We start from the raw sequence: 26,266 nt of genomic DNA, 5'->3' as shown, positions 1-26,266 counted from the left end.
CTCCTTCTCATCTGTCCCGGCGACTCTCGCGCGGGTCGGATTTGGCACCGTTTCCGCGACGCCGACCCCTGCGAGCAGGTGTCAGACGGGAGTTCGCGGCGGTTGCCGGGACTTCTCAGGGCCGTTCCCTCAGTCCCTCTGGATGAGCACGCTCAGCCTAGGGGCGATCCACCGCGGACACCCAATCGGGGTCCCGGATGTCGAGACTGTCGTCCGGAATATGAGACTCAGGACGTACGACGGGCCGCGCGCGCGTCGCTCGTGAGCTGCCGGAGCAGGTCCAGCACGCCGGTGGGCCCGTGCACCACGACGTCGGAGAGCGCGACGAGGGCGCTCTGCTCGTCGGACGCCGAGCACACCCGCAACGTGGCCAGGCCACGCTGGCCGAGCTCCTCGACGGCCTCGAACGCCTCGACGTCGCCGAGGTCGTCGCCGGCGAACAGGAAGCCGTCGGCGTCGAGCACGGCAGCGAGCCGGTGCACGACCATGCCCTTGTGGGAGCCGGCCGAGCGGACCTCGATCACCGACTTGCCGGGCTCCAGGACCAGGCCGTGCCGGCTGGCGAGCTCGCGCAGTGGGGGCAGCAGCCGGTCGAAGGCGCCCTCGGGGTCGGCCAGCCGCCGGGTGTGGACGGCGACCGCGAGGCCCTTGTCCTCGACGTACGCGTCGCTGGCACCGGCCGTGCGCAGCGCGCGGGGCAGGTCCCGCTCGAACGTCGCCAGCCCGCGCGGGGGCCGGGCCCCCATGATCCGGCGGTGGGTGGAGCTCCAGCGCTCGTTGCCGTACTGGCCGAAGACGAACAGCTCCTTGCCGGCCGCCTCGAGCGCGTCGCCGACCTCCTCGAGTCCCCCGAGGTCGAGCGCCTGACGTGCCGGGCGGCCGGTGATCACCGCGATCGCGGCGACCTCCTCGGCCAGCGCCATCAAGACCTCGGGTGCGTCCGGGTGGATGTGCGCGCGCGCCGGGTCGTCGACGATCGGCGACAGGGTGCCGTCGAAGTCCAGGCCGACGACGGTGCGCGACGCGACGCGAACCAGCGCGTCGTAGCGCTGCTCACCGGAGACGGACGTGAACCTCACGCACCCCATCCCATCACGTCACCGGTGACAGTGGATGACGGGTCGGTGAATGCTCGGCCCGATCAGAGCGATCAGTCCAGCTCGCCGGTGAGGATGACGGTGAGGTTCGTGTCGCTCATGTCGCTGTCGGTGTCGGCCGGCAGGACCCGGGCGATGCCGAGGTCCAGGGCGAGCTGCTGGGCGACGGCCTTCTTGCCCTTGGGGAAGTAGACGGTGGTCGCGGGGACGGTGCCGTACCAGTTGTCGGTGGCACCGACCTTCCAGCCGGCGGCCTCCACCTTCTCCGAGACCCGGCCGGCGAGGCCGCGGATCGCGGTGTTGTTGAAGACGACGACCGTGTGGTCGCCGCGCACGACCGGCGGAGGCGCGGGCTTCTCCTCCTCGGTCGGCGTCGTGGCCGGGTCGGTGGCCGCGTCGCTCGCGTCGGCGGTGGCGGTCGGGGTGGCCGCCGCCTTGGTGGCGGAGATGTCGCGCTCGGCGGGACCGTCGCCACGGGTGGCGACGAAGGCGATGGCCGCGAGGGCCACCGCGACGATGCTGAGCAGCACCACGGGCGAGGGCAGGACGGCGCCGCGCTCGGCTCGGGTGCGAGTGTCGGTGGCCATGGGTCAGATCTCGAAGCCCAGGCGCCGCGCGGACCGCTGCCGCTGACGCTGCGAGCGCAGTCGCCGCAGGCGGCGCACGAGCAGCGGGTCGGCCTCGAGGGCCTCCGGGCGGTCGATCAGCGCGTTGAGCACCTGGTAGTAGCGGGTGGCGCTCATGTCGAACTGCTCACGCACGGCGCTCTCCTTGGCCCCGGCGTACTTCCACCACTGCCGTTCGAACTCGAGGATGGCGCGATCGCGGTCGCTGAGGCCGCCGGGAGCGGCCGCGTCGGCGGCGTTCTCCTGGGTCTTGCGCTCGGCGGTCATGGGGTCTCCTCGACGCATCAGGTGGGGAAGGTCGACAGGTCTTCTGATCAGTACTGTAACCCGCGAATCACAACGATGTCATTCGGCCGCGCCGGCCGCCCTCACCCTAGGCTCACGCGCATGACGGGCAACCCGGACCCCCTCGGCTGGGGCATCCTCGCCACCGGCAAGATCGCCCGGTCGTTCGCGGCCGACCTGGCCCTGGTCCCGGGCGCGCGGCTCGCGGCGGTGGGCTCGAGGAGCGAGGAGTCCGCGCAGGCCTTCGCGAGCGGGTACGGCGACAGCGGCACCCGCGTCCACGGCAGCTACGAGGCGCTGGTGGCCGACCCCGCGGTGGACGTGGTCTACATCGCGACGCCGCACTCCCTCCACCTCGCCGGCGCCCGGGCGGCGTTCCGGGCCGGCAAGCACGTGCTGTGCGAGAAGCCGCTGACCCTGCGCACCTCCGACGCCGAGGAGATGGTGCGGCTCGCATCCGAGCACGACCGGTTCCTCATGGAGGCGATGTGGACGGCGTGCCACCCGGTCGTCCGGGAGCTGCGTCGTGAGCTGGCGAGCGGCCGGTTCGGCACGCCGTACCACCTGGCGGCCGAGCTGGGCTTCCGGGTCGACGCTCCCCCGACGGACCGCCTGCTCGCGCCGGACCTCGGCGGCGGCGCGCTGCTCGACATGGGGATCTACCCGCTGACCTTCGCCCACCTGGTGCTCGGCGAGGCCGAGGAGCTGCGCGGCGTCGGCACGCTCAGCCCGAGTGGTGTCGACCTCGACGTCGCGATCGCCGGGCGCTACCCGGGCGGCGCCGTCGCCACGATGCACGCATCGATGACGTCGTGGTCGAGCCGGTCCGCGTCGATCGCCACCGACCTGGGCCGGATCGAGCTGCAGGGCGACTTCCACCACCCGCGCGCAGCGGTCTTCACGCCGGTCGGCCGTCCCGAGCAGCAGGTCGTGCTGACCGGGGACGAGCCGGTGGTCGGCCGCGGCTACGGCAACGAGGCGGCCGAGGTGGACCGCTGCCTCCGGGCCGGGCTCCGCGAGAGCCCGCTGGTCCCGCACGCGCAGACGCTCACGATCCTGCGCCAGATGGACGCGCTGCGGGCCGACCTGGGCATCCGCTACCCCGGCGACTGAGCCTGGTCCGCGCGCAGGAAGCGCACCACGGCCACCACCCGACGGTGCGACTGGTCGTCGTCGGGGCTGAGCCCGAGCTTCGCGAAGATCCGCTGCGTGTGCTTCTCGACCGCGGCCAGCGACACGACGAGCGCCTCGGCGACGGCAGCGTTGGAGCGGCCCTCGGCCATCAGCGCGAGCACCTCGCGCTCGCGTGGCGTCAGCGCGGCGAGCGGGTCGCGCTGCCGGCCCATCAGGTGCTTGACCACGACCGGGTCCAGCACGGCGCCGCCGTCGGCGACCGTGACCAGCGCGTCGAGGAACTCCCGGACCTCGCTGACCCGGTCCTTGAGCAGGTAGCCGACGCCGCCCTCCCCCGTGGCGAGCAGCTCGTCGGCGTAGGACGCGACGACGTACTGCGACAGGACCAGCACCCGCGCCTGCGGCCACGCCTTCCGGCACGCCACGGCAGCGCGCAGGCCCTCGTCGGTGTGGCTGGGCGGCATCCGTACGTCGACGATCGCCAGGTCCGGTCGCTGCTCGAGCACCGCGTCGACCAGGGCCGGCCCGTCGCCCACCGCTGCCACGACCTCGTGCCCGGCCTCGGCGAGCAGGAGCTGGAGTCCCTCGCGCAGCAGCACGGAGTCGTCGGCGACCACGATCCTCACGGCGCCATCCTCACCGCAGCGGCACCTGCGCACGCAGCCGGGTCGGGCCGCCTTCGGGCGAGGCGACGACCAGGGTGCCGTCGACGCCGGCGAGACGCTCGCGCAGGCCGGCGAGACCGTGCCCGGGCACGTCGGTCGCCCCGCCGCAGCCGTTGTCGTCGACGGTCACCTCCAGGTGCCCGTCGACGAGCGCGAGTGCGAGGTCGGCGCGGTCGGCACCGCTGTGCTTGACCACGTTGGTCAGCGCCTCGGCCGCCACGAAGTAGGCGGCGGTCTCGACGGCGAGCGGAAGCCTCGGCGGCAGGTCGGCGGTGACCCGGACCGGGATCGGCTGGCCGTCCGCCATCTCGGCGACGGCGGCGGCCAGGCCGCGGTCGACCAGCAGCGGCGGGGCGATCCCCCGCGACAGCGCACGGAGCTCCTCGACCGCCTCGCGGGTCTGGGCCACGGCGGCGTCGAGGGTGCGGGCGGCGGTCGCGGGGTCCTCGGCCAGCTGCACCCGGGCCCGGCCGAGGTCCATGCCGAGGCGGATCAGCCGCTGCTGCGGGCCGTCGTGGATGTCGCGCTCGAGCCTGCGCAGCGACTCGGCCTCGGCCCGGTGTGCGGACTCCCGACTCTCCTCGACGTGCGCCACCCGGCCCTGCAGCTCGGCACGGCTGGTCAGCAGCACCGACGCCAGGCTCGCGTGCACGACGGCCGCGAACCTCATCGCGAACGGCAGCGTCACCAGCGCGAGGACGCCGATCCCGGTCACCAGACCCACGTCGGCGGCCCGGCTGTCGCCGAGCCCGACCAGGTCGGCCAGGCTCTGCGCATCGCTGTCGTCGCGCGGGACGAACCGCTCCCAGAACCAGTAGGACAGCCCGCCGAGCACCGAGGCCCACCAGGCCATCGCCACGCAGAACGCCACCGTCGCGGTGATCCACCCGACCAGCGACCACACCACGTCCAGCCACGACTGCGGGTCGCGCAGCGGCGTCAGCGACCGGCGCCAGAAGCCGTCCTCGCGGCGCGCCCGCAGGTACGCCGGCTCCGGGACCGGCCGCCCGACGAGCACCGCGAGGCGGCGGCGCTCGACGTGGGCGAACCCGCGGGCGGCGTACACCCCCACGACGAGGACGAACACGCCACCGACCACCACGGCCAGGCCGAGCCCGGCGGACACGAAGGCGATCACCACCACCAGCGCGACGAGGGCGAGCGGCAGCGCCGCGAAGGCGTAGCCGGTGTCCCGCAGCCACCGCCGGGTCGGCGGGTGGGCGGGCGGGGGCAGCACCGGGTTCTCGGTCATGGGTCCAGCGTGGTCGGTGGAGGTCGTCGGCTGAATCCTGCCAGCACGACACCCTGCTGTCGGGCCAGCCCGACAACCGCGTTCCCACTAGGGTGACCACGTGGGCCATGACCTCGTGATCGTCGCCAACCGCCTTCCCGTCGACCGTGTCACCGACCGCAACGGGAAGGCCCACTGGCGCCGGTCACCCGGCGGCCTGGTCTCGGCCATCGAGCCCGTGATGCGGGCCCACGACGGGGTCTGGATCGGCTGGCCGGGAGGCACGAAGGCGTTCAAGCCGTTCAAGGTCGACGGCCTCGACCTGGTGCCCCTCGCGATGTCGGCCGAGGAGATCGAGGAGCACTACGAGGGCTTCTCCAACGGCACCCTGTGGCCGCTGTACCACGACGTCGTCGCGAAGCCGGAGTTCCACCGCGAGTGGTGGGACACCTACGTGAAGGTCAACCGTCGCTTCGCCGAGCGCACCGCCGAGCTGGCCAACGACGGCGCGACCGTGTGGGTCCACGACTACCAGCTGCAGCTGGTGCCGCAGATGCTGCGCGAGCTGCGCCCGGACCTGAGGATCGGCTTCTACCTGCACATCCCGTTCCCGCCGGCCGAGCTGTTCCAGCAGCTGCCGTGGCGCCGCCAGATCCTCGAGGGCCTGCTCGGCGCCGACCTGGTCGGCTTCCAGCTGCCCGGTGCCGCGCAGAACTTCATCCGCCTGGTCCGCCAGCGCGTCGGCCACAAGACGCACCGCGACCTCGTCTACCTGCCCGACGGCCGCACCGTGCGCGCCGCCGCCTTCCCGATCTCGATCGACGCCGCCGGCTTCGAGGAGCTGGCCCGCTCCGAGGCGGTCGCCGAGCGCGCGGAGGCGATCCGCGACGCCCTCGGCAACCCGCGCAAGATCTTCCTCGGCATCGACCGGCTCGACTACACCAAGGGCATCCACGCCCGGCTGCGCGCCTTCGGCGAGCTGATCCGCGACGGCGCGCTCACCGTGGACGACGCCGTCTTCGTCCAGGTCGCCGTCCCCTCACGCGAGCGGGTCGAGCACTACCGCAACCTGCGCGACGACATCGAGCTCCTGGTCGGCCGGATCAACGGCGACCTCGGCCGGATCGGCCGCCCGGCGGTGAGCTACCTGCACACGTCGTACCCCCGCGAGGAGATGGCCGCGCTCTACCGCGCCGCCGACATCATGGTCGTCACGCCCTACCGCGACGGCATGAACCTGGTCGCCAAGGAGTACGTCGCCTGCCGGGTCGACGACGACGGCGCCCTGGTGCTCTCGGAGTTCGCGGGTGCGGCCGACGAGCTGCGCCAGGCCTGGCTGGTCAACCCCTACGACATGAACGGCATGAAGGCGGCGCTGCTGGAGGCCTACGAGGCCGAGCCCAAGGAGCTGACCCGGCGGATGAAGGCGATGCGGCGCCAGATCGCGCAGCACGACGTGAAGGCCTGGGCCGACAGCTTCATGACCGAGCTCGAGGACGACAGCCACAGCCACACCAAGTCGGTGCGGCCGGCGACCCTCTCCTGAGACCGGGAGGCGGGTCACCGGTCCCCGGACGACGGCCTCACGAGTGGCTACCACGCGGTAGTTTTCGCTCATGGATCTGGTGCCCCTGCGCTCCGTCCCGGGCGCCGGCCTGCTCCCCGCCCCGGACCAGGTCGTCGCTGCCGCGAGCAACGTCGCCCACAAGCTGCTCTACGGCGGCGTGGCCGACCTGCGTCCCATGCCGCGCACGCTGATCGACGACGGCACGCTGCGGGAGGTGTACCACTACCGCCCGTCCGGCCACGTCCAGGAGCACGGCGACCCGGTGCTGCTGGTCACCCCCCTGGCCGCGCCGTCGAGCTGCTACGACCTGCGCCGCGGCTGCTCGCTGGTCGAGCACTTCGTGACCGAGGGCCGCCCGACGTACCTCGTCGAGTACGGCGAGGTGTCCTTCCGCGACCGCAACCTCGGCATGGAGCACTGGGTGGACGAGGTCGTGCCGAGCGCGATCCGTGCCGTGTCCGAGCACGCCGGCGGCCGTCCGGTGCACGTGATCGGCTGGTCGCTGGGCGGCATCTTCTCGCTGCTCACCCTGGCCGACGAACGCTCCGGGGAGCTGCCCGTCGCGTCCCTGACGGTCGTCGGCTCGCCGATCGACATCTCGCTGGTGCCGCTGCTGGCGCCGTTCCGGCCGCTGCTCAACCTGTTCAACGGCAAGGGCCCGATCACCAAGGGCTACCAGATGCTCGGCGGGGCGCCGAAGCCGCTGGTGAAGTGGGCCTTCCAGCTCACCGCCTTCCAGAAGCTGGTGACCAAGCCGATCGCACTGGCGACCCACGTCGACGACCGCGAGTTCCTCGCGCAGGTCGAGGCGGTCGACCACTTCACCTCGAACATGATCGCCTACCCGGGCCGCACGTTCGGACAGCTCTACCACCGCTTCGCGAAGGGCAACCAGCTCGCCAGCGGCACCTTCGAGCTCGACGACCGGACCATCGACCTGGGCGAGATCACCGTCCCGGTGCTGGTGTTCGGCGGGTCCACCGACGGGATCGCGCCGGTCCCGGCGGTGCGGGCCGTCGTACCGCTGCTGACGAAGTCGCCGGAGGTCCGCTTCGAGGTCGTGCCCGGCGGGCACCTCGGGATGCTGACCGGCCGCGCCGCGCGGACCACCACCTGGCTGGCGATGGACGAGTGGATCACCGAGTGGTCGACCGACAACCGCCCAGCCACGCCCATCGGCACCAACCGCAAGCGGCGGCACTCCTCGGCAGCGTCACGAGCGCTCGGCAAGTGAGCCTCCGGATCGGGTACGGCGCCGGCTCGGTCGCCACGGGCGCGTTCGGCACCGTCCCCGGCCTGATGCTGCTCCCCTACCTGACCGACACGCTCGCCGTGCCCGCGCTGCTGGCGGGCGCGATCGTGCTGCTGCCGAAGGCGTGGGACGTCGTCCTCAACCCGGTCGCGGGACGGATCAGCGACCGCACGGTCGACCCGCGCGGACCGCGGCGGCCGTGGCTGCTGCGGGCCGGGCTGGCGCTGGGCGTGTGCTTCGCCGTGCTCTTCGCCGGGCCCGACCTCGGCTCGCGCGCCTTCGACGCGGCGTGGGTGCTGGTCGCCTTCCTGGCCTGCGCGACGGCGTACGCGTTCTTCCAGGTGCCGTACGTCGCCATGCCCGCGGAGATCACCGACTCCTACGCCGAGCGCACCCGGCTGATGACCTGGCGGGTGGCGATCCTCGCGTTCACGATCCTGCTCGCAGGCGCCAGCGCACCGGCGATCCGGGACGCGGTCGGCGGGCGCGACGGCTACCGCGTGATGGGCCTCGTGATGGCCGCCATCATCGTCACCGGCGCGCTGCTCGCCTACCGCGGCACCCGCGGCGCGCGGATCGGCGAGGTCGCGCCGGGCCCGGGCAGCCTGCGCGACCAGCTCCGCCTCGTCGCCGCGGCGCGGGACTTCCGGCTGCTGCTCGTCACCTTCGTCGTGCAGGCGCTGGCCACCGGCTGCATGCTCGCCGGCGTCGACTACCTCGCGGGTGACGTGCTCGAGCGCGACGGTGCCTCGACCATCCTCTTCGTGTGCTTCGTCGGCCCGGCGCTGCTGCTGACGCCTGCGTGGGCGGCGCTCGGACAGCGGATCGGCAAGAAGCGGGGCTACCTCGCCTCCTCGCTCGTGCTCGCCACCGGAGCCGCGCTGGCCGTGCTCGCCGGGCACGCACCGTCGGCCGTGGTGTTCGCCGCGGTCGGCCTGGTCGGCGTCGGGTACGCCGGCGTGCAGGTGTTCCCGATGGCGATGCTCCCGGACGCGGCGGCGGTCGACGCGCGTCGCACCGGGTCGTCGCGGGTCGGCGTCTACACCGGCGTGTGGACCGCGGGCGAGACCCTCGGCCTGGCGCTGGGACCCGGCCTGTTCGCGGTGGTGCTGGCGCTCGGGTCCTACCGGTCGAGCGACAGCGGCGACGTGGTGCAGCCCGACTCCGCGGTCACCGCGATCACGCTCGGCTTCTCGGTGCTGCCGGCGGTGCTGGTGCTGGCGAGCCTGTGGTGGCTCCGTGGCTACGCTCTCGACGAGAGGGAGGTCGATCTCGTTGACGCCTGAGGACATCCGCGCCCGGCTGGCCGCACTGCAGGAGGACGACCTGCCGGTGCACGGCGGGCGCACCCTCGCCTACGTCTACGACGCCGGGCTGGCCGAGGTCGACGCCCTGGCCCGCGAGGCGGTGGCCGCGTTTGCCGGCAGCAACGGCCTGGACCCGACGGCGTTCCCGAGCCTGCTGGCGATGGAGAACGACCTGGTGGCCTTCGCCCGCTCGCTGGTCGACGGCCCCGCGACGATGGTCGGCACGCTGACCTCCGGCGGCACGGAGTCCTGCCTGCTCGCGGTGCAGGGTGCGCGGGACTCGCGACCCGACGTCCGCGACCCGTCGATCGTCGTACCCGACACGGTGCACGCCGCCTTCCACAAGGCCGGGCACTACTTCGGCGTCCGGGTGGTCGTGGTGCCGACCGGCCCCGACCACCGCGCGGACCCGGCGGCCGTGGCGGCCGCCATCGACGACAGCACGGTGCTGGTGGTGGCGAGCGCGCCGTCGTACGCCGACGGGGTGGTCGACCCGGTCCCCGAGATCGCCGCGGCCGCTGCGGCCCGGGGCGTGCGCTGCCACGTCGACGCGTGCATCGGCGGCTGGGTGCTGCCGTACGCCGCCCGGCTGGGCCGGCCGGTCACGCCCTGGACGTTCGCCGTCGAGGGCGTCACCTCGATCTCGACCGACCTGCACAAGTACGCCTACGCACCCAAGGGCGCCTCGCTCCTGCTGCACCGCGACCCCGCGCTGCGCCGGCCGCAGTACTTCGCCCACGCGGGCTGGCCGGGCTACACGATGCTCAACGCCACCTTGCAGTCCACGCGCTCGGGCGGCCCGACGGCCGGGGCGTGGGCGACGGTGCGGGCGATCGGCGACGACGGGTACCTCCGGCTGGCCGAGCAGGCGCTGTGCGCCACGGACGCCATCGCGGCGGGGATCGCCGCCCTGCCGGGCCTCTCGCTGGTGGCCACTCCCGAGTCGACGCTGGTCGCCGCGACCGCCGACGCGGACCTCGACGTGTTCACCGTGTGCGACGAGATGGCGGCGCGCGGGTGGTTCGTCCAGCCCCAGCTGTCCTACGGCGACCGGGCGCCGTCCCTGCACGTCGCGATCAGCGCGGCCACCGACGCGACGGCCTTCCTGGCCGCGCTCGGCTCCTCCGTGGAGGCCGCGCGGGCCGCCGGACCGGTGCCGGTCGACGCGGGGGTGGCCGAGCTGCTGCGCACCCTCGACCCGGCGAGCCTCGGCGACGCCGAGCTCGACCTGCTGCTGGCGGCGGGCGGCCTGGCCGGTGACGACGGTGCGCTCGGGCTGCCCGAGCGGATGGCTCCGGTCAACGCGCTGCTCGACGTCGCGCCGCCGGCGCTGCGGGAGGCCGTGCTGGTGGCCTTCCTCGACCGGCTGGCCAGACCTGTCCCCGAGCCGGTCACCGGGTCGTTCGCGTCCGGGACATAGTCCCAAAGGACTAACGGGTCCCGGCCGCCTTCCCGATGCCCGCACCCCTCCCCGCTCCGTAGATTTCTCACTACCGACGCGGACCTCAGGCCCGCTGGAGGGAGCCCCACCGGGATCCGGCACCCCATTGCCGGGAGTGCCCCCGGAGGACCAGCAGGGCTCGAGATCCGCGTCGGAGCTACGCCGTACGCCGGCCGTGCGCCCCTGGGAGGGAGAGGGGCGCGCGCCGGCCACGCGGCGACAGGGAGCAGCAACCACGGCCGGATCCTCTGGAGGGGTGGGGTCTGGGGGGACCGCGACACCTTTGGTGTCCTAGGGTTCGGCCGTGGGTGCTCTCCAGGGACTCGTCGACCAGGGCCTGATGGCCGCTGACTGGGCCGAGGCCCTCGCACCGGTCGAGGACCGGGTCACCTCGCTCGGGCAGTTCCTGCGCGCCGAGATCGCCGCGGGCCGCACGTACCTCCCGGCCGGCGAGCACGTCTTCCGCGCGTTCCGGCGCCCGCTCGCCGACGTCCGGGTGCTGATCGTGGGGCAGGACCCGTACCCGACGCCCGGGCACCCCATCGGCCTCAGCTTCGCCGTCGACCGCGGCGTACGCCCGATCCCCCGCAGCCTCGCGAACATCTACCAGGAGCTGGCCAACGACGTCGGCTTCGTCCCGCCCGGCCACGGCGACCTCACCGGCTGGGCCGACCAGGGCGTCATGCTGCTCAACCGGGTGCTGACCGTGCGGCCCGGCGAGCCGGGATCGCACCGCAACCAGGGCTGGGAGCACGTCACGGCGTGCGCGATCCAGGCCGTCGTCCGGCGGGCCGAGGCGGGCGCGCCGATGGCCGCCGTCTTGTGGGGACGCGACGCGCAGACGCTCAAGCCGCACCTGGGCCCGATCCCGTCGGTCGAGTCGCCGCACCCCTCACCGCTGTCGGCCTCGCGCGGGTTCTTCGGCTCGCGGCCGTTCAGCCGGGTCAACGCCCTGCTGACGGAGCGCGGCGGGCGGCCGGTCGACTGGGCGCTGCCGGCCTGACGTCGTCTGGCGCCCTTGTCCCGAGCGACGTCGGGGAATATAGTTGAAGTCTCAACTATTGGAGTGGACATGACGACGGACACCAGCAACCGGATGCCGGCCCTCTACATCGGGCACGGCGCGCCCCCGCTCCTCGACGATGCGCTGTGGTCGAGCCAGCTCGCCGCCTGGGCAGGCGACCTGCCGCGTCCCAAGGCGATCCTGATCGTCAGCGCTCACTGGGAGTCGGCTCCCCTCTCGCTCACCGCGAGCGGCGTGCCGCTGGTCTACGACTTCGGCGGGTTCGCGCCGAAGTACTACCAGATGACCTACGAGACGCCCGACGCCACGGCGTTCGCGAAGCAGGTGGCCGCGATGATGCCGCGCACCGAGCCGATCCACCAGCACTCCTCGCGCGGCCTCGACCACGGCGCGTGGGTGCCGCTGAAGATCATGTACCCCGAGGCCGACATCCCGGTCCTGCAGATGTCGATGCCCACCCACGACCCGGGGCGGCTGATGGAGATCGGCCGCCGGCTCAAGCCGCTGCGCGACGAGGGCGTGCTCATCATCGGCTCCGGCTTCCTCACCCACGGACTGCCGTTCCTGACCTCGTGGCAGCTCGACGCCGCCGCCCCCGGATGGTCCTCGGACTTCGACGCCTGGGCCGGCGAGGCGATGGCCCGCGGCGACGTCGACGAGCTGGCGTCGTACCGCGACAAGGCGCCGGGCATGCCGTTCGCCCACCCGACGGTCGAGCACTACACCCCGCTGTTCGTCACCCTCGGCGCAGCGACCGACCCCACCGAGCCCGGCGACCAGGTGATCGACGGGTTCTGGATGGGCCTGTCGAAGCGCAGCCTTCAGGTGGCCTGAGCCAGTCGCCGCCGCAGCCGGGCCACCTCGGCCTCGAGCTCGAGCACCTTGGCGATCCCGGCCAGGTTGAGCCCGTCTGCGAGCAGGTCGCGGATCCGGTGCAACGTCTCGATGTCGGCGCGGCTGTAGAGCCTGGTGCCGCCCGCGCTCCGTGCGGGCTCCACCAGGCCGCGGCGCTCGTAGACGCGGATGTTCTGGATCTGCAGCGAGGTCATGTCCGCCGCGACCGAGATCGCGTAGACCCCGCGGTTCCACTCCCCGGTGCCTTGATTCATGACGGCAGATTATCTATAACGGTCATTGCAGATCCAGTGACCGGCCGAACGCCGGTGAACCCGAAGGGAGACATGTCATGTTGCTGCGTACCACCGACCCGTTCCGTGACTTCGACCGGCTCGCCGGCCAGCTCCTGGGCGCCGGGCTTGGTACGACGAACCGGCCGGCCGTGATGCCGATGGACGCCTGGCGCCAGGGCGAGCAGTTCGTGCTCGAGTTCGACCTGCCCGGCATCAGCAAGGAGAGCATCGACATCGACGTCGAGCGCAACGTGCTGACCATCAAGGCCGAGCGGGTCGCCGGCAACGGCGACTGGCAGCGCCTGGCGTCCGAGCGGACCCACGGCCAGTTCTCGCGTCAGCTGGTCCTCGGCGACAACCTCGACCTGGAGCGGATCGAGGCGGCCTACGCCGACGGCGTGCTGCGCCTGGTCATCCCCGTCGCGGAGAAGGCCAAGCCACGCAAGATCGAGATCGCCGGCACCTCCCCCGCGGCCGACCACGAGGCGATCGAGGCCTGACCCGCAGGGGCTCCGCGTCCGCCGACACGCTCAGCGGACGCGGAGCCTCCGCATCAGCTTGAGCGAGCTCAGCATCTGCTTGACGTACGCGTCGTAGGCCTGGCCCGGGCGGGGTCCCATGACCTGCTTCTTGAGCACGGCGACGTTCTTGGCGTCGGTGTACTTGAGCAGGCCCTGGTCGCCGTGGCGCGCGCCGACGCCGGACTTCTTCACGCCGCCCGACGGCGAGCCCTTCGAGGCGTACGCCGTCGCCAGCGCGTCGTTGATGTTGACGTTGCCGGACTCGATCCGCGCGGCCACGGCCTCGGCGCGGGCCAGGTCGCCGCTCCACACCGAGGCGTTGAGGCCGTAGTCGGTGTCGTTGGCGAGGTGGATGGCCTCGTCGACGGTGCGGTAGGAGTACAGCGAGACGACCGGCCCGAAGGTCTCGGTGTGGCCGGCCAGCATGTCCTTGGTGACGCCCTCGAGCACCGTGGGCTCGAAGAACGCCGGGCCGATGTCGGGCCGCGCGCGCCCGCCGGTGAGCACGGTCGCCCCCTTGGCGACGGCGTCCTCGACGTGCGAGGCGACGCGGTCGCGGTGGTCGGGGCTGACCAGGGAGCCGATCTCCGGCCCGAAGTCGTACGCCGCCCCGATCTCGAGGTTGGCGGCCCGGGTGACGAAGGCCGACTTGAGCTCGTCGTACCGACTCTCGGGCAGGTAGATCCGCTCGATGTGCATGCAGATCTGGCCCGTGTTGCCGAAGACGCCGAAGGTGGTGCCCTCGACCCACTCCTCGACGTTCACGTCGTCGAGCACGATCATCGGGTTCTTGCCGCCGAGCTCGAGGCAGCAGCCGATCAGGTTGCGGCCCGCGCGCTCGCCGATCACCCGGCCGGTCGCGGTCGAGCCGGTGAACATGACGTAGTCGGCGTTGTCGATCAGGGTCGGGCCCACGTCGGGGCCCTCACCGCACACGACCTGGAACAGGCCCTTGGGCAGGCCCGCCTCCTCGAGCAGCGAGATGCCGTAGAGCGGCGAGAGCGCCGTCTTGTTGTCGGGCTTGACCACGACGGCGTTGCCGGCGATGAGCGCCGGGATCGCGTCGGAGAGACCTGTCGCGAACGGGAAGTTCCACGGCGCGATGATGCCGACGACGCCCTTGGGCACGCGGACCTCGGTCGAGCCGGACACGATCGGCACCGGGCCGCCGTGCTTCTTCGGGGCGAGCAGCTTCTTGGCGCGCTTGAGGTAGTACGACATCACCATCGGCGGGTCGCAGGTCTCCTCGATCGCCATCCGCCGGTTCTTGCCGCTCTCGACCTGGATCAGGTCGGCGGTGGTGTGGGCGTTGTCGACGAGCAGCGTGTGCGCGCGGTCGAAGACCTCGAGCCGCTTGGCGACCGGCCACTGGGCCCACAGCTCCTGGGCGGCGCGGGCCTTCGCGAAGGCGTCCTCGATGTCCTCGGGGGTCGACTGCGGGAGCTCGACGAGCACCTCGCCGGTGTAGACCTCGGTGAGCTTCCAGGTCGCGCCGCTGCGGCCGGGGACCCGGGCGACCAGCCGCTCGAGGAGCTCGTCGGTGACCGAGGCGGGGCGCTTCGCCGCGCTCACCAGTCGGCTCCGCCCAGGATGATCTCGGCGGCCTTCTCGCCGATCATGTAGCACGGGGCGTTGGTGTTGCCGCCGGTGATGCTCGGCATGATCGAGGCGTCCGCGACGCGCAGGCCCTCGACGCCGCGCACCTTGAGGTCCGGGCCGACCACGGCGCGCTCGTCGACGCCCATCCGGCAGGTGCCGACGCCGTGGTAGACGGAGGTCGACCGGTTCTTGAGCGCGACCCGCAGCTCCTTGCCGTTGGGGATCGACGGTCCGGGGTGGATCTCCTCCTTGACCGCGCCACCGAACGCGGCCGAGGCCATGATCTCGCGGATCATCTCGGTGCCCTCGGCGAGCACCTCGACGTCGGCGGGGTCCTGGAAGAAGCCGTAGTCGATGAGCGGGGCGGCCGTCGGGTCGGACGACGCGAGGCGCAGGGTGCCGCGGCTCTTCGGGTAGATCAGCGTCGAGAAGACGGTCAGCGACGGGCGGCCGTCGGGGATGTGGCGGATCGGCTCGTCCTGGTTGGGGCTCGGGTAGGCCCAGGGCAGCATGTGCAGCTGGAGGTCCGGGATGTCGGTGGCGGCCGACGTACGCACGAAGCCGACGGACTCGAAGACCGAGTTGTCGAGGAACGAGCCGCCCCGGGTCAGGTCGCGTGCCATGCCCTTGAAGAAGGTCCAGGCGTTGCCGCGGTACGTGACGCTCGGCACGTGGAACGACATCGGGTGGAACAGGTGGTCGTGCAGGTTGTCGCCGACGGGAAGGTCCGCGATGCAGTCGATGCCGACGCTGGCGAGGTGGTCGGCGTGGCCGATGCCGGAGAGCATCAGCAGCTGCGGGCTGTTGGCGAAGCCGGCCGAGACGATGACCTCCTTGCCCGCCCTGATGAACCGGCGGGTGCCGCCACCCTTGCCCTGGTCGATGACCTCGACGCCGGTGGCGCGGCCGTTCTCGATGACGACCTTGGTCACGTGGACCTCGGTCTGGAACTCGAGCGTGCGCGGCGCGAGGTTGTGGACGTAGCCGCGGGTCGAGGAGTAGCGCAGGCCGTCGGCAGCGTTCTGCTGCATCCGGGCGATGCCCTCCTGCTCGGCGGCGTTGTAGTCGTCGAGGACCTTCACGCCGAGGGTGTCGGCGGTGGCCTGGATGAACTGGAGGCTGGCCTCCTGCGGCGTCTTGTTGCGGGTGATCTTGATCGGACCGCCGGCGCCCCGGTAGGCGTTCTCGCCGTCCTCGAAGTCCTCGTAGCGCTTGAACGCCTCGTTGACGCTGTCGGCGTCCCAGCCGGCGTTGCCCTCGGCCGCCCACGAGTCGTAGTTGGCGCGGTTGCCGCGTACGTAGACCATGCCGTTGACCGAGCTCGAGCCGCCGCCGACCTTGCCGCGCGGGGCAGGCATCCGGCGGCCGTCGAGGCCGGGCTGCGGGACCGAGCGGTATCCCCAGTCGAAGAGCCTCTCGAGCCGCGGCTCGGAGTGCATCGGGCCGATCATGCCGGGCTTCTTCGTGAAGTAGCCGTGCATGCCCTTGTCGTCGGACTTGCCGGCCTCGAGCAGGATCACGCTCGCACCGGACTGGGCCAGCCGTCCGGCGACGATCGACCCGGAGCTGCCCGATCCGACCACCACGTAGTCAGCCTCGTTGCCGTACGCCGCGCGCTTCGCCATCCGCTTCCCATCCTTCGCTCGTGTGACCGGGGTCATTCGGGGGCCCGGCCGGCTCACTGTAACGCGTTCTAGTTTCTTCACGAAAGTGTTTCGTGTTCTCGTCTTGACGAGGGGCGGCTGGGAGGATGACGTCCGTGCGGATCCTGTCCATCCAGTCCTCGGTCGCCTACGGCCACGTCGGCAACTCCGCGGCGGTCTTCCCGCTGCAGCGCCTGGGCCACGAGGTGTGGCCGGTGTTCACGGTGCACTTCTCCAACCACACCGGGTACGGCGCCTGGCGCGGCCCGCTGCTCGCGCCCTCCGACGTGGCCGAGGTGATCACCGGCATCGAGGACCGTGGCGTGCTCGCGACGTGCGACGCGGTGCTGTCCGGCTACCAGGGCTCCCCCGCCGTGGCGGCGGTGATCGTCGAGGCCGTGCAGAAGGTGAAGGCGGCGAACCCCGCCGCGACGTACACCTGCGACCCGGTGATGGGCAACGCGAAGTCGGGCTGCTTCGTGAACCCGGAGATCCCGCCGATCATCCGCTCCTCGGTGGTCCCGGTCGCGGACATCCTCACGCCCAACCAGTTCGAGCTGGGCTTCATCACCGGGCGCGACGAGCTGTCCGGCCCGTCCTCCCTCGACGCCGTGCTGGAGGCCGCCGACGAGGTCAGGTCGATGGGCCCCTCGACCGTGCTGGTCACCTCGGTCGAGCGGCTCGGCGCTCCCGACGACGTGATCGAGATGATCGCGGTCACCGGTGACGGCGCCTGGATCGTGCAGACGCCCCGCCTGCCCATGAAGGCCAACGGCTCCGGCGACATCACCGCCGCCCTGTTCACCGCCCACCTGCACAGCACCGGCTCCGCCGCCGTCGCCCTGGGCCGGACCGTGGCGTCGGTGTACGACGTGCTCGCGGCGACGCTGGAGTCGGGCGAGCGGGAGCTGCGGCTGATCGCGGCGCAGGACGCGATCGCCGTACCGGACGAGCGGTTCGAGGTCACGCAGCTGCGCTGACTACGATGGCCCTCGCGCCCGTGGGACTCGGGCGCACGCCGCGTTAACTCAGTTGGCAGAGTGTCGCTCTTGTAAAGCGAATGTCGTCGGTTCGATTCCGACACGCGGCTCCACCGGTCCGACAGGTTCTGTCGGATCCACTCAGTACGGTCCGCCCATGTCGAACTGTCTCGGGTGCGGCAGCCCGCTCACCAAGCCCAGCCAGAAGGTGTTCTGCAGCAACCGCTGCCAACGTTCCGCCGAACGCACAGCCAAGACCGCAGCTTGGCTGCGCACAGGCATCGGATCCATTGCCGGCGAGAAGGGCCACTACATCCGGCGCTACCTCCTCGACGCCCAGCACGGCTGCTGCGAGATCTGCGGCATCGCGGAGGAGTGGAACGACCGCCCCCTGGTCTTCGTGCTCGACCACATCGACGGCGATGCCACCAACAACCACCGCGACAACCTGCGCATGGTCTGCCCCAACTGCGACTCCCAGCTCCCGACGTTCAAGAACCGCAACCGGGGCAAGGGCCGGCACTTCCGGCGGGAGCGATACGCCAACGGCCAGTCGTACTGATCCCCAGCGATGAGTGTCGGCATCCTGACTAGTCTCACCACCGTGGACCTGCCCGTGATGCCGCCCGTCCTGCCCATGCTCGCGAAGGCCGTGTCCGGCGTACCGGACCCGGCGAAGCACGACCCCCTCGGGCTCAGCTTCGAGCCCAAGTGGGACGGGTTCCGGTGCATCGTGTTCCGCGACGGCGACGAGGTGGAGCTGGCGAGTCGCAACACCAAGCCGCTGACGCGCTACTTCCCCGAGCTGGTGGAGGCGATGAGGGCCGAGCTGCCCGAGCGGTGCGTGCTCGACGGGGAGATCTTCGTGGCGCTCGACGGCGACGACGGGAAGGGGCGCCTGCAGTTCGAGGTGCTGCAGGAGCGGATCCACCCGGCTGCGTCGCGGATCAACCTGCTGGCCGAGCAGACGCCGGCGGACTTCGTGGCCTTCGACCTGCTGGCCCTGGGCGACGAGAGCTACTTGGAGCGGCCGTTCGCGCAGCGGCGCGCGGCCCTCGAGGAGGCGCTCGTCCACCTGTCCGCCGACGAGGGCCGCTGCCACCTCACCCGCACCAGCACCGACCCGGCGGTCGCCGAGGAGTGGTTCCACCAGTTCGAGGGAGCCGGGCTCGACGGCGTGGTGGCCAAGCCGCTGAGCGCGCCGTACGCACCGAACGCCCGGACCATGCTGAAGATCAAGCACGAGCGCACCGCCGACGTGGTCCTCGCCGGCTACCGCGAGCACAAGACGAGCACGCCCGGGAACCCGCTGATCGGCAGCCTGCTGCTGGGCCTGTACGACGGCGGCGAGCTGCAGCACATCGGCGTCAGCGCGAGCTTCACCGCCGCGCGCCGGGCCGAGCTGTGGCACGAGCTGCAGCCGCTGGTCGTGCCGATCGAGGACCACCCGTGGGGGCGCTGGCAGGAGTTCCTGGTCGCCAACCCCGGCCGCCAGCCCGGCACGCAGAGCCGGTGGAGCCAGGGCAAGGACCTCTCGTTCACGCCCCTGCGGCCCGAGCGCGTGATCGAGGTGAAGTACGACGCCATGGAGGGCCGGCGCTTCCGCCACACCGCGCACTTCAAGCGGTGGCGCGAGGACCGTGACCCGGAGTCGTGCGGCTACGACCAGCTCGAGCAGCCGGTGCGCTACGACCTCGCGGACGTCCTCGGGGGCTGACCGGGGGCTGACGCGCGACCACGGGAACGGCAGGATGGTGTCATGAGCACCGCTCCCCGCGAGGAACCGTACGCCGTCGTCCTGCTCATCGAGCAGGCGCTCACCGCTGCCGACGCCGCCCAGGTCCGCGGCCTGCACCAGGAGCTCGACGACGACCCGACGATCGAGGTCCAGTACCACGTGCTGCTGCCGATGGCGGACGCAGCGGCCGCCGTCGAGGCCTCGCTCGGCGTCATCGGTGGCGCCGACCTGATCGCCCCGCCCATCACGCCCTCGCCCGACGAGATCGAGCGGCTGCGCGGGGAGTACCGCGACCAGGCCGAGCGCGACCTCGCCACGACCCGTGAGGCGCTGGTCGCCGCGGGCGCGGTCATCGGCTCCGTCTCCATCGTCACCGAGCCGCCGGTCGACGCCCTGATCAGCAAGGTGAAGGAGGTCGACGGCCGGGAGTCGATCATCCTGACCCGCCCCCACCTGGTCGCCGAGTTCTTCCACGTCGACTGGACCTCACGCGCGCGCCGCAAGCTCGGCGTACCCGTCCTGCACCTGCTGGAGCACGAGCAGGCCTGACCCGCGGCGCAGGTGCCGAGCAGATACCGAATTGCGAGGTTGCCGCCCCCGGTCGACGAGACGATGCTGGAGGAGCGTCGTAACGCGCCCACCAGGGAGGTCGTTGTCCGGTCATGTCGGTCCTGCACACCCTGGACGTCCGCCTCCTGGAGGCGCTCGCGGGCGCGCACCTCGCGCCGGCCGACCGGGACGGCGCCCTCGACGTGTGCGACGGTGCGGTCGACGCGGTCCGCTCGCTGGCGATCGCGCACCCCGGCCGCGCGGTGCGCGAGGTCGTGCTCCTGATGCTCGCGGAGGAGACCCCGCACCTCGACCGGCAGGTGCGCGGTGACCTCGCCCGGTTGTGCGAGGTGGAGGTCGTGCGGGGGCTCTAGGACCCCTCGACCCGGTTGCCGTCCGCGTCCCAGTGCTCGGCGACCTTCTTGCTCGGCTGCACGCGCGGTGGCTCCCCCGGCATCTTCGGGTAGTCCGGCGGGAAGTTCAGCTCGCCCTCGCCGTCGGCGACCTGCTGGTCCCACAGGTCGAGCAGGGGCTCAAGGGAGTACGACGTGTCGTCGATCCCCGCCCACGGGTCGCCGTCGGCCACCCGCTCGGGAACGGTGAACAGGTTGTACGCACCGGGGTCGGTCGCCGCCGCGAGCTCCGACCAGGTCATCGGGGTCGACACCGGAGCGCCGGGCTTGGGTCGCAGCGAGTACGCCGACGCGATGGTCCGGTCGCGGTTGTTCTGGTTGAAGTCGATGAAGATCCGCTCGCCGCGCTCCTCCTTCCACCACGCCGTGGTGACCTGCTGGTCGCGCTTGGCCAGCTCGCGGCCGAAGGCGATCGCGGCGTGCCGCACGTCGGTGAACTCCCAGCGCGGCTCGATCCGGACGTAGACGTGGACGCCGCGGTTGCCGGAGGTCTTCGGGTAGCCCTGCAGGCCGAGCTCCTCGAGGAGCTCGCGCGCGACCCCGGCGACGCGGACGGCGTCGCCGAACGTCGTGCCGGGCTGGGGGTCGAAGTCGATGCGCAGCTCGTCGGGGTGGTCGACGTCGGCGCGTCGTACCGGCCACGGGTGGAAGGTGAGGGTGCCCATCTGGGCGCACCAGACGGGTACGGCGATCTCGGTCGGGCAGATCTCCTCGGCGGTGCGGCCGGACGGGAAGGTGATCCGCACCGGCTCGAGGAAGTCGGGAGCCCCCTTGGGGACGCGCTTTTGGTAGAAGCCCTCGCCGTCGTCGCCGTACCCGGTGGAGAGCCGGAAGCCCTCGCGGTAGCCGTCGGGCCAGCGCTCGAGCGCGGTCGGCCGGTCGCGCAGGGCACGCATCAGGCCGTCCTCGACCGCGACGAAGTACTCGGCGACCATCAGCTTGGTGACCTCGGGCGTGCGCTCGGTCGCCTCGTAGATCACCCGGTCCGGGCTCGACACCCGGACCTCGCGGTCGCCTGCCTGGACCATCGCCGCCGCGGTCTTCGCCATGCGGCGAGCCTAGGACACGCCCTCGCGCTCAGCCGCTGACGCCGCGGAGCTCGACCGGGACCTGCGGGAGCTCGATGCTGTCGACGACGCGGTGGCTGGCGAGGTCGACGACGTGGACCTGCCGGGTGGCGGGCTCGGTGACGTATGCCGTGCTCCCGACCACCTCGAGCAGCGGTCGCGGCTGCTGCCAGTCCTTCGGCTCCCGCCAGGCCGCGACGACGGGGACGGAGGCGCTGAGCCGGGCAGCCGCGACGTCGATGACGTGCAGGGCCCCGTCGGTGCCGAGCACCAGCGCGTCGCCGTCGGGCGTGCGCCCCAGGGAGCGGAAGCTGTAGCTGGCCGGCAGGTCGAGCAGCCGCAGCGAGGCGTCGCGGGTGTCGATGAGCGAGACCCGGGTCGGTCGCTCGAGCTCGGCGTCGGCGTCGACCTTGTAGTCGCCGAGCACGTACGGCGACGTGTCGTGCCCGGCCTGGTTGCCGATGCGGCCGTACGGGTCGGGGGAGGCGATCTTGGTGACCTCGCGTCCGTCGACGAGCAGCACGCCGTCCTCGCAGCCGAACAGGGCGACGTCGCCGGCGAACGCCTCGCCGTGCACGCCCGGGCACTCGTCGGACGAGGCCAGCTCGTTGCCGGCCGCCGTGACCACGCGGATCCCGGAGCGCGACTCCTCGTCGCCCACGGTCATCATCGGGTTGCCGTGCCCGTCCTGCACGGCGACGCCGTGGTGCGCCTCGGCGGCGCGGAAGGTCTCGACCTCCGGCGTGCCGTCCGCCAGGTCGGCGGGGTCGAAGGCCGTGATCGCACCGGTGCCGTCGTCGAAGACCGTGGTCCGGCCGTGGTGCGCCACGACGTGCCCGGGCTCCTCGGCCTCGATCCTGAAGCCCGTCACCCGGGGCTCGCCCGTCCACGAGTGGCCGTGGTCGCCGTGCTCGTCGGTCCAGGCCCCCGTGTCGAGTGCCGTGAGCCCACCGGCGCCGGACACGAGCACGTGGCGCCCGTCCCCCGCGGGGTTGAGGCGGAGGAAGCCCTCCCGCTCCTCGTCGAGCAGCACCTCCCCCGTCCGGGCGTCGAGGACGAGCACCCCGCCGTCGTACGTCATCGCGAGACGGGGCCGCGGACCGTCCACCTCCGTCGCCGCCGCGGACGCACCGGCGGACGGTGACGGGGAGGACGACGGGCGGGTGGACTGCTCGGCTCCGCACGCGGCGAGGACGAGGGCACCGAGGACGACGGGGACACCGGATCGGATCAACATGAGAATGATTCTCATATGCAATTCAGGAACAGGTCAAGTCTCAGTGCTCGTCGGTCGACCTCGAGGCGGTCAGGGTGCGCCCGCCCACCACGGTGATCACGGCGACCAGGCCGGCCAGGATCGCGAACCCGATCCGCTGGCTGCGCAGGAACTCCTCGACCACCGCGGCACTCCAGCGCCCGCTCGGCAGCATGGTGCCCATGACGGCCGCGGTGACGGTGCCGACCACGGCGACACCGAAGACGTTGCCGATCTCCTGGGCCGTGTCGTTGAGGGCCGAGCCGATGCCGGTGTGGTCCTCAGGGAGCGCCTCGATCAGCGCGACCGCCGACGTCGTCATCACCATCCGCGCCGCCACCGCGAGCAGCACCATGCCGGCGGCGAAGACCGGGTAGCCGGCGCCGAGGGCGACGTACTCGACGGCCAGGGAGACCAGCAGCGACGTGCTGCCGGCCAGGGCGGTGGCCCGGTGGCCGAGGCGGGCGACGAGCGCATCGGTGACCGGCCCGGAGACGAACATGCCGGCGACCATCGGCAGCGTGCCCAGGCCGGCCTGCAGCGGCGTCCAGCCCCAGGCGAACTGGAACAGCTGGGTCGCGGCGAACATGACGCCGACCATCGCGACCATCACGCCGGTCTGCAGGATCGCGCTGCCGCGCACGGTGCGACGGCCGAGCAGGCGCAGGTCGAGCATCGGATCGGCCGCGGCGCGCTCGCGCAGCACGAAGCCGACGCCCGCCGCCAGCGCGGCGCTCGCCGTGACGACAGTGACCGGCGCGGTCCAGCCGGCGTCGACGCCGAGCGTGAAGGTGAACAGGATCAGGCCGAGCATCGCGACCGAGAGCACGGCTCCGGGCACGTCCGCGCCACCGGTACGACGCTCGGCCGGGTCGTCGACAGGGATGCCGCGGGCGACCCCCCAGAAGGCAATGGCGGCGACCGGGGCGTTGACCACGAGCAGCGCCTGCCACGGCAGGTGGCTGACGGCGAGGCCGCCCAGGACCGGCCCGACCATCACGCCCACCATCGCGACACTGACGATCAGCCCGATCGCGCGCCGGCGCAGCTCGTCGTCGTCGAAGAGCCGGAAGACGAGGGACATGGTGCCGGGTGCGATGAGGGCGGCGAACACGCCGCACAGAGCACGCACGCCGATCAGCTGCCACGACTCGGTCGCGAGCACGACGAGCGAGGACGCCAGCCCGAAGCCGGCGATGCCGACGAGCAGCGTGCGGCGGCGCCCCAGCCTGTCGCCGAGCGTGCCGCCGACCATCAACAGTCCGCCGAAGGTGAGCGAGTAGGCGCCGACGATCCACTGCAGGCCGGTGGGTCCGACGGGGAGGTCGCGGCCGATCGTCGGCAGCGCGACAGACAGCACGGAGTTGTCGACCATCTCCACGAGCATGGTCAGGCACAGGGCGAGGATCGCCGGCGCGGCGGCGCGGAGCGTGGTGGGCTTCGCGGCGCGCGGCGTGGTGGGCGTCGGAGACGCGGTGGTGGCGGTCATGGCGGCCTCCCTTCAGGACGAGGATTCTCGAACGACGTTCGATTCGAACCCTGTTCGAGAATAGAACGTTGTTCGAGAATGTCAACTCGCCCTAGGCTGAGGGCATGCCAGGACGCCCTCGGACGACCCGCCGCGCGACCCACTCGCTCGACCAGATCGTCGACACCGCGATCGCGATGCTCGACCGCGACGGCACCAGCGGCCTCACCCTGCGCGGCCTGGCCGCCGAGCTGGGCGGCGGCCTGGGCAGCATCTACTGGTACGTCGCCGGCAAGGCCGAGCTGCTGGACCTGGCCTGCGACACCCTGATCGGGCGCGCGCTGACCGCGGACGACGCACCCATGCCGCCGATGGAGGTCGAGCTCGACACCGACGACGCGGTGGTGCTCGAGGCGGCGGCGACGGTGCGCCGGATCTCGCTGGCGCTGTTCGCACAGATGGACGAGCACCCGTGGCTCGCGGCGCAGTCACGGCTGGGCGGCGCGGACCGTCCCAACGCCCTGCGGGTGTGGGAGCAGGTCGGCCGGGCCCTGGCGGCCATGGGCCTCTCCCCGCGCCAGCAGTTCCACGGCAGCACCGCGATCACGGGCTACGTCGTCGGCGTCGCCGCCGAGATGTCGGCGCAGGACGACGCGGTCGACCCCACGCTGTCGCAGGAGGAGCAGCTCGACCGCATCGTCGAGCGCTGGCAGGGCGAGGCGTACGACGACCTCCCGTGGATCCGCTCGATGGCGGACCAGTTCCGCCGGCACGACGACCTCGCCCAGTTCGCCGCCGGCCTGGACCTGCTGGTCCTCGGCCTGGTCCGCCAGGCGGTCAGCCCCGGTCGACCTCGTCGGCCGGCTCGAGGCTGAGGCTGATCGAGTTGATGCAGTACCGGTCTCCCGTGGGCGTGCCGTAGCCGTCGGGGAAGACGTGGCCGAGGTGCGAGCCGCAGTTGGCGCAGCGCACCTCGACCCGCTTCATGCCGTGCGAGTTGTCCTCGATGTACTCGATGGTGTCGCTGATCGGCTGGTAGAAGCTCGGCCAGCCACACCCGGAGTGGAACTTCGTGTCGGACTCGAACAGCTTGGCCTGGCAGGCCTTGCAGCGGTAGACGCCCTTGGTCTCGGTGTCGGTGTACTCACCGGTGAAGGCCCGCTCGGTGCCGGCCTTGCGGAGCACCTGGTACTCCTCGGGAGTCAGCTCGGCGCGCCACTCCTCGTCCGTCTTCTCGACCTCGTATGCCATGTCCTTCAGCGTACTCAGCAGCCCTCGCGACGACGCTCAGGCGGCGACGCCGGAGACCGGCATCCCGGCCTCGCGCCAGGCCGCGAACCCGCCGATCACGTCGGTGGCCCGCTCGATGCCGATGCTGCGCAGCGCGTCGGCGGCGAGCGAGGAGGTGTAGCCCTCCTGGCACAGCACGATCACCCGTCGGTCGTACGACGCCTCGGGCAGCCGGGCGTCACTGCGCGGGTCGAAGCGCCACTCGAGCACGTTGCGCTCGACGACGAGGGCGGGCAGCCAGCGGGCGACCTCGCCCTCGCGGGCCCGCTGGGCTGCGGGCCGGATGTCGACGAGCAGGGCACCGAGGGCGACCAGCTCCTGGAAGGCGGCCCGGGCGCTGATCCGGTCGAGCCGGGACCGGGCGTCGGCGAGGAGGGCGTCGACGCCGTCGTACCGGACAGGGGAGGCGACGGGCGCAGGCGCGGGCACCGCGGTCAGGGCGCTCACCACTCCTCCCCCGCGCGCTCGACGCCGAGCACCTCGAGCCGGTCGCCGTGGAACTTGAACCGGGTCATGGTGTGCAGCCGCGGCGAGTACGCGTGCAGCGAGAGGGCGGGGCGGTCCGTCGCATTGCGGACGTCGTGCGCGTAGCCCGCGCCGAACGCCTTGCCGTCGCCGGGACCCAGGTCGATCAGCTGGAGCCCGCCGTCGAAGGTGTGCTCGGTGAGCTGGCCCTCCAGGACGGTGAAGGCACCGGACGACGAGCCGTGGTCGTGCCAGTCGGTGGCGGCGCCGGCGGGCCACGAGATCAGCCAGAGCTCGTAGTCCTCGGTGGTGAGCAGGCGGATCCACGAGCGCTCGTGCGGGTCGTGGTCGAGCAGGTGGAGCAGGTCGGGGTCGGCCGCGTGGTTGCGAACGACCTCGAGCAGGGGCAGGACGGCGAGCTGGGTCATGGGGGTCCTCCGGGGGTTGTGGGTGCTGGATCGGGTGGGGCGGATCAACAGCAGCGACAACACAGCCCGGACGCCCGGAGGGTGCCACGCA

28 protein-coding genes, 1 tRNA gene and 1 riboswitch are annotated in these 26,266 nt (G+C 72.1%); of the genes, 15 read left to right on the top strand and 14 right to left on the bottom strand.

The genetic code is table 11. The features are described from left to right. Positions 1-4: 4 nt before the first annotated feature. Positions 5-149, bottom strand: a riboswitch (SAM riboswitch). A 78-nt stretch (positions 150-227) separates the two neighbouring features. The 3 genes from otsB to napA all read right to left on the bottom strand — a co-directional run bounded on the left by otsB (position 228) and on the right by napA (position 1,990). Next, entirely contained in the window at positions 228-1,079 is an 852-nt protein-coding gene (otsB, locus tag BJ958_RS26400; protein WP_379145852.1) for a trehalose-phosphatase, read from the bottom strand. 71 nt (positions 1,080-1,150) lie between these two features. Continuing rightward, positions 1,151-1,684 (bottom strand): LytR C-terminal domain-containing protein, encoded by a 534-nt coding sequence (locus BJ958_RS26395; RefSeq protein WP_179729724.1) that lies wholly within the window; start codon positions 1,682-1,684, stop codon positions 1,151-1,153. A 3-nt stretch (positions 1,685-1,687) separates the two neighbouring features. Next, positions 1,688-1,990: a nucleoid-associated protein NapA gene (gene napA, locus BJ958_RS26390; RefSeq protein ID WP_179729723.1), complete on the bottom strand. Its 303-nt coding sequence runs from the start codon at positions 1,988-1,990 to the stop codon at positions 1,688-1,690. Positions 1,991-2,110: 120 nt separating this feature from the next. Between napA and BJ958_RS26385 the strand changes: the two genes are divergently transcribed. Further along, positions 2,111-3,121, top strand: coding sequence for a Gfo/Idh/MocA family protein (locus BJ958_RS26385; protein ID WP_179729722.1), 1,011 nt, complete (start codon positions 2,111-2,113; stop codon positions 3,119-3,121). Here the strand turns inward: BJ958_RS26385 and BJ958_RS26380 are convergent. After that, complete coding sequence (locus BJ958_RS26380; protein ID WP_179729721.1) at positions 3,106-3,768, bottom strand: response regulator; 663 nt, start codon at positions 3,766-3,768, stop codon at positions 3,106-3,108. The genes BJ958_RS26385 and BJ958_RS26380 overlap by 16 nt on opposite strands. A 10-nt stretch (positions 3,769-3,778) precedes the next feature. Continuing rightward, complete coding sequence (locus BJ958_RS26375; protein ID WP_179729720.1) at positions 3,779-5,059, bottom strand: sensor histidine kinase; 1,281 nt, start codon at positions 5,057-5,059, stop codon at positions 3,779-3,781. 100 nt (positions 5,060-5,159) lie between these two features. On the opposite strand from BJ958_RS26375, the gene BJ958_RS26370 reads away from it, so the two are divergent. From BJ958_RS26370 to BJ958_RS26345, 6 genes are all read left to right on the top strand, one after another. Beyond that, the gene (locus BJ958_RS26370; RefSeq protein WP_179729719.1) at positions 5,160-6,584 is read left to right on the top strand and encodes a trehalose-6-phosphate synthase; all 1,425 of its coding nucleotides are present in this window, start codon (positions 5,160-5,162) and stop codon (positions 6,582-6,584) included. A gap of 70 nt (positions 6,585-6,654) precedes the next feature. Continuing rightward, positions 6,655-7,839 (top strand): alpha/beta fold hydrolase, encoded by a 1,185-nt coding sequence (locus BJ958_RS26365; protein WP_218865980.1) that lies wholly within the window; start codon positions 6,655-6,657, stop codon positions 7,837-7,839. Beyond that, on the top strand, positions 7,836-9,143 hold the full coding sequence (locus BJ958_RS26360; protein ID WP_179729718.1) for an MFS transporter: 1,308 nt from the start codon (positions 7,836-7,838) through the stop codon (positions 9,141-9,143). Before BJ958_RS26365 ends, BJ958_RS26360 begins: the two co-directional genes overlap by 4 nt. Continuing rightward, positions 9,133-10,584, top strand: coding sequence for a pyridoxal phosphate-dependent decarboxylase family protein (locus BJ958_RS26355; protein WP_179729717.1), 1,452 nt, complete (start codon positions 9,133-9,135; stop codon positions 10,582-10,584). The genes BJ958_RS26360 and BJ958_RS26355 overlap by 11 nt, the downstream gene beginning before the upstream one ends. 361 nt (positions 10,585-10,945) lie before the next feature. Continuing rightward, the gene (locus tag BJ958_RS26350; RefSeq protein ID WP_179730407.1) at positions 10,946-11,608 is read left to right on the top strand and encodes a uracil-DNA glycosylase; all 663 of its coding nucleotides are present in this window, start codon (positions 10,946-10,948) and stop codon (positions 11,606-11,608) included. A gap of 69 nt (positions 11,609-11,677) precedes the next feature. Next, positions 11,678-12,463: a dioxygenase family protein gene (locus BJ958_RS26345; protein ID WP_179729716.1), complete on the top strand. Its 786-nt coding sequence runs from the start codon at positions 11,678-11,680 to the stop codon at positions 12,461-12,463. On the opposite strand, the gene BJ958_RS26340 is transcribed toward BJ958_RS26345, so the two are convergent. Continuing rightward, a complete protein-coding gene (locus tag BJ958_RS26340) occupies positions 12,451-12,738 on the bottom strand; it encodes a MerR family transcriptional regulator (RefSeq protein WP_179729715.1) in 288 nt (95 codons plus the stop codon). The two genes, BJ958_RS26345 and BJ958_RS26340, sit on opposite strands and share 13 nt — an antisense overlap. A 77-nt stretch (positions 12,739-12,815) precedes the next feature. Here BJ958_RS26340 and BJ958_RS26335 point away from each other — a divergent pair, with 77 nt between their 5' ends. After that, complete coding sequence (locus BJ958_RS26335) at positions 12,816-13,259, top strand: Hsp20/alpha crystallin family protein (RefSeq protein WP_179729714.1); 444 nt, start codon at positions 12,816-12,818, stop codon at positions 13,257-13,259. 30 nt (positions 13,260-13,289) lie between these two features. On the opposite strand, the gene BJ958_RS26330 is transcribed toward BJ958_RS26335, so the two are convergent. Both BJ958_RS26330 and BJ958_RS26325 read right to left on the bottom strand, forming a co-directional pair. After that, complete coding sequence (locus tag BJ958_RS26330) at positions 13,290-14,852, bottom strand: succinic semialdehyde dehydrogenase (RefSeq protein WP_273520206.1); 1,563 nt, start codon at positions 14,850-14,852, stop codon at positions 13,290-13,292. Further along, complete coding sequence (locus tag BJ958_RS26325; RefSeq protein WP_179729713.1) at positions 14,849-16,504, bottom strand: GMC family oxidoreductase; 1,656 nt, start codon at positions 16,502-16,504, stop codon at positions 14,849-14,851. The genes BJ958_RS26330 and BJ958_RS26325 overlap by 4 nt, the downstream gene beginning before the upstream one ends. A gap of 134 nt (positions 16,505-16,638) precedes the next feature. On the opposite strand from BJ958_RS26325, the gene pdxY reads away from it, so the two are divergent. From pdxY to BJ958_RS26295, 6 genes are all read left to right on the top strand, one after another. Beyond that, positions 16,639-17,502 (top strand): pyridoxal kinase PdxY, encoded by an 864-nt coding sequence (gene pdxY / locus BJ958_RS26320; RefSeq protein WP_179729712.1) that lies wholly within the window; start codon positions 16,639-16,641, stop codon positions 17,500-17,502. 37 nt (positions 17,503-17,539) lie between these two features. Next, positions 17,540-17,615, top strand: a tRNA-Thr gene (locus BJ958_RS26315). A gap of 44 nt (positions 17,616-17,659) precedes the next feature. Beyond that, positions 17,660-18,064 carry an HNH endonuclease signature motif containing protein gene (locus BJ958_RS26310; protein ID WP_179729711.1) on the top strand — a complete coding sequence of 135 codons (405 nt, stop codon included), beginning with the start codon at positions 17,660-17,662 and terminating at the stop codon, positions 18,062-18,064. A gap of 42 nt (positions 18,065-18,106) precedes the next feature. After that, positions 18,107-19,219: an ATP-dependent DNA ligase gene (locus BJ958_RS26305; RefSeq protein WP_179729710.1), complete on the top strand. Its 1,113-nt coding sequence runs from the start codon at positions 18,107-18,109 to the stop codon at positions 19,217-19,219. Positions 19,220-19,261: 42 nt separating this feature from the next. Continuing rightward, positions 19,262-19,789 carry a hypothetical protein gene (locus tag BJ958_RS26300; RefSeq protein ID WP_179729709.1) on the top strand — a complete coding sequence of 176 codons (528 nt, stop codon included), beginning with the start codon at positions 19,262-19,264 and terminating at the stop codon, positions 19,787-19,789. A gap of 113 nt (positions 19,790-19,902) precedes the next feature. Then, positions 19,903-20,163 carry a hypothetical protein gene (locus tag BJ958_RS26295; RefSeq protein WP_179729708.1) on the top strand — a complete coding sequence of 87 codons (261 nt, stop codon included), beginning with the start codon at positions 19,903-19,905 and terminating at the stop codon, positions 20,161-20,163. Here the strand turns inward: BJ958_RS26295 and BJ958_RS26290 are convergent. Genes BJ958_RS26290 through BJ958_RS26280 form a run of 3 tightly spaced genes read right to left on the bottom strand, consistent with a single transcriptional unit; the run spans position 20,160 to position 24,013 of the window. Beyond that, a complete protein-coding gene (locus tag BJ958_RS26290) occupies positions 20,160-21,251 on the bottom strand; it encodes a DNA polymerase domain-containing protein (protein ID WP_179729707.1) in 1,092 nt (363 codons plus the stop codon). The two genes, BJ958_RS26295 and BJ958_RS26290, sit on opposite strands and share 4 nt — an antisense overlap. A 28-nt stretch (positions 21,252-21,279) precedes the next feature. Beyond that, positions 21,280-22,506 carry a zinc metallochaperone AztD gene (gene aztD, locus BJ958_RS26285; protein ID WP_179729706.1) on the bottom strand — a complete coding sequence of 409 codons (1,227 nt, stop codon included), beginning with the start codon at positions 22,504-22,506 and terminating at the stop codon, positions 21,280-21,282. A 40-nt stretch (positions 22,507-22,546) separates the two neighbouring features. Next, positions 22,547-24,013, bottom strand: coding sequence for an MFS transporter (locus BJ958_RS26280; RefSeq protein ID WP_179729705.1), 1,467 nt, complete (start codon positions 24,011-24,013; stop codon positions 22,547-22,549). Positions 24,014-24,117: 104 nt separating this feature from the next. On the opposite strand from BJ958_RS26280, the gene BJ958_RS26275 reads away from it, so the two are divergent. Further along, on the top strand, positions 24,118-24,867 hold the full coding sequence (locus tag BJ958_RS26275) for a TetR/AcrR family transcriptional regulator (protein ID WP_179729704.1): 750 nt from the start codon (positions 24,118-24,120) through the stop codon (positions 24,865-24,867). On the opposite strand, the gene msrB is transcribed toward BJ958_RS26275, so the two are convergent. From msrB to BJ958_RS26260, 3 genes are read right to left on the bottom strand one after another with little or no spacing between them, the layout of a single operon-like run. Further along, the gene (msrB, locus tag BJ958_RS26270; RefSeq protein ID WP_179729703.1) at positions 24,830-25,243 is read right to left on the bottom strand and encodes a peptide-methionine (R)-S-oxide reductase MsrB; all 414 of its coding nucleotides are present in this window, start codon (positions 25,241-25,243) and stop codon (positions 24,830-24,832) included. The two genes, BJ958_RS26275 and msrB, sit on opposite strands and share 38 nt — an antisense overlap. A 36-nt stretch (positions 25,244-25,279) precedes the next feature. Then, positions 25,280-25,729 (bottom strand): rhodanese-like domain-containing protein, encoded by a 450-nt coding sequence (locus tag BJ958_RS26265; RefSeq protein WP_343052813.1) that lies wholly within the window; start codon positions 25,727-25,729, stop codon positions 25,280-25,282. Continuing rightward, positions 25,726-26,175, bottom strand: a complete 450-nt coding sequence (locus BJ958_RS26260) for a cysteine dioxygenase (RefSeq protein WP_179729702.1) — start codon at positions 26,173-26,175, stop codon at positions 25,726-25,728. Before BJ958_RS26260 ends, BJ958_RS26265 begins: the two co-directional genes overlap by 4 nt. Between the last annotated feature and the right edge of the window lie 91 nt (positions 26,176-26,266).

The organism is Nocardioides kongjuensis (assembly GCF_013409625.1).
GTDB lineage: Bacteria > Actinomycetota > Actinomycetes > Propionibacteriales > Nocardioidaceae > Nocardioides > Nocardioides kongjuensis.
The sequence above is the reverse complement of the archived record's forward strand: the minus strand, read 5'-3'. Positions and strand labels throughout refer to the sequence as shown.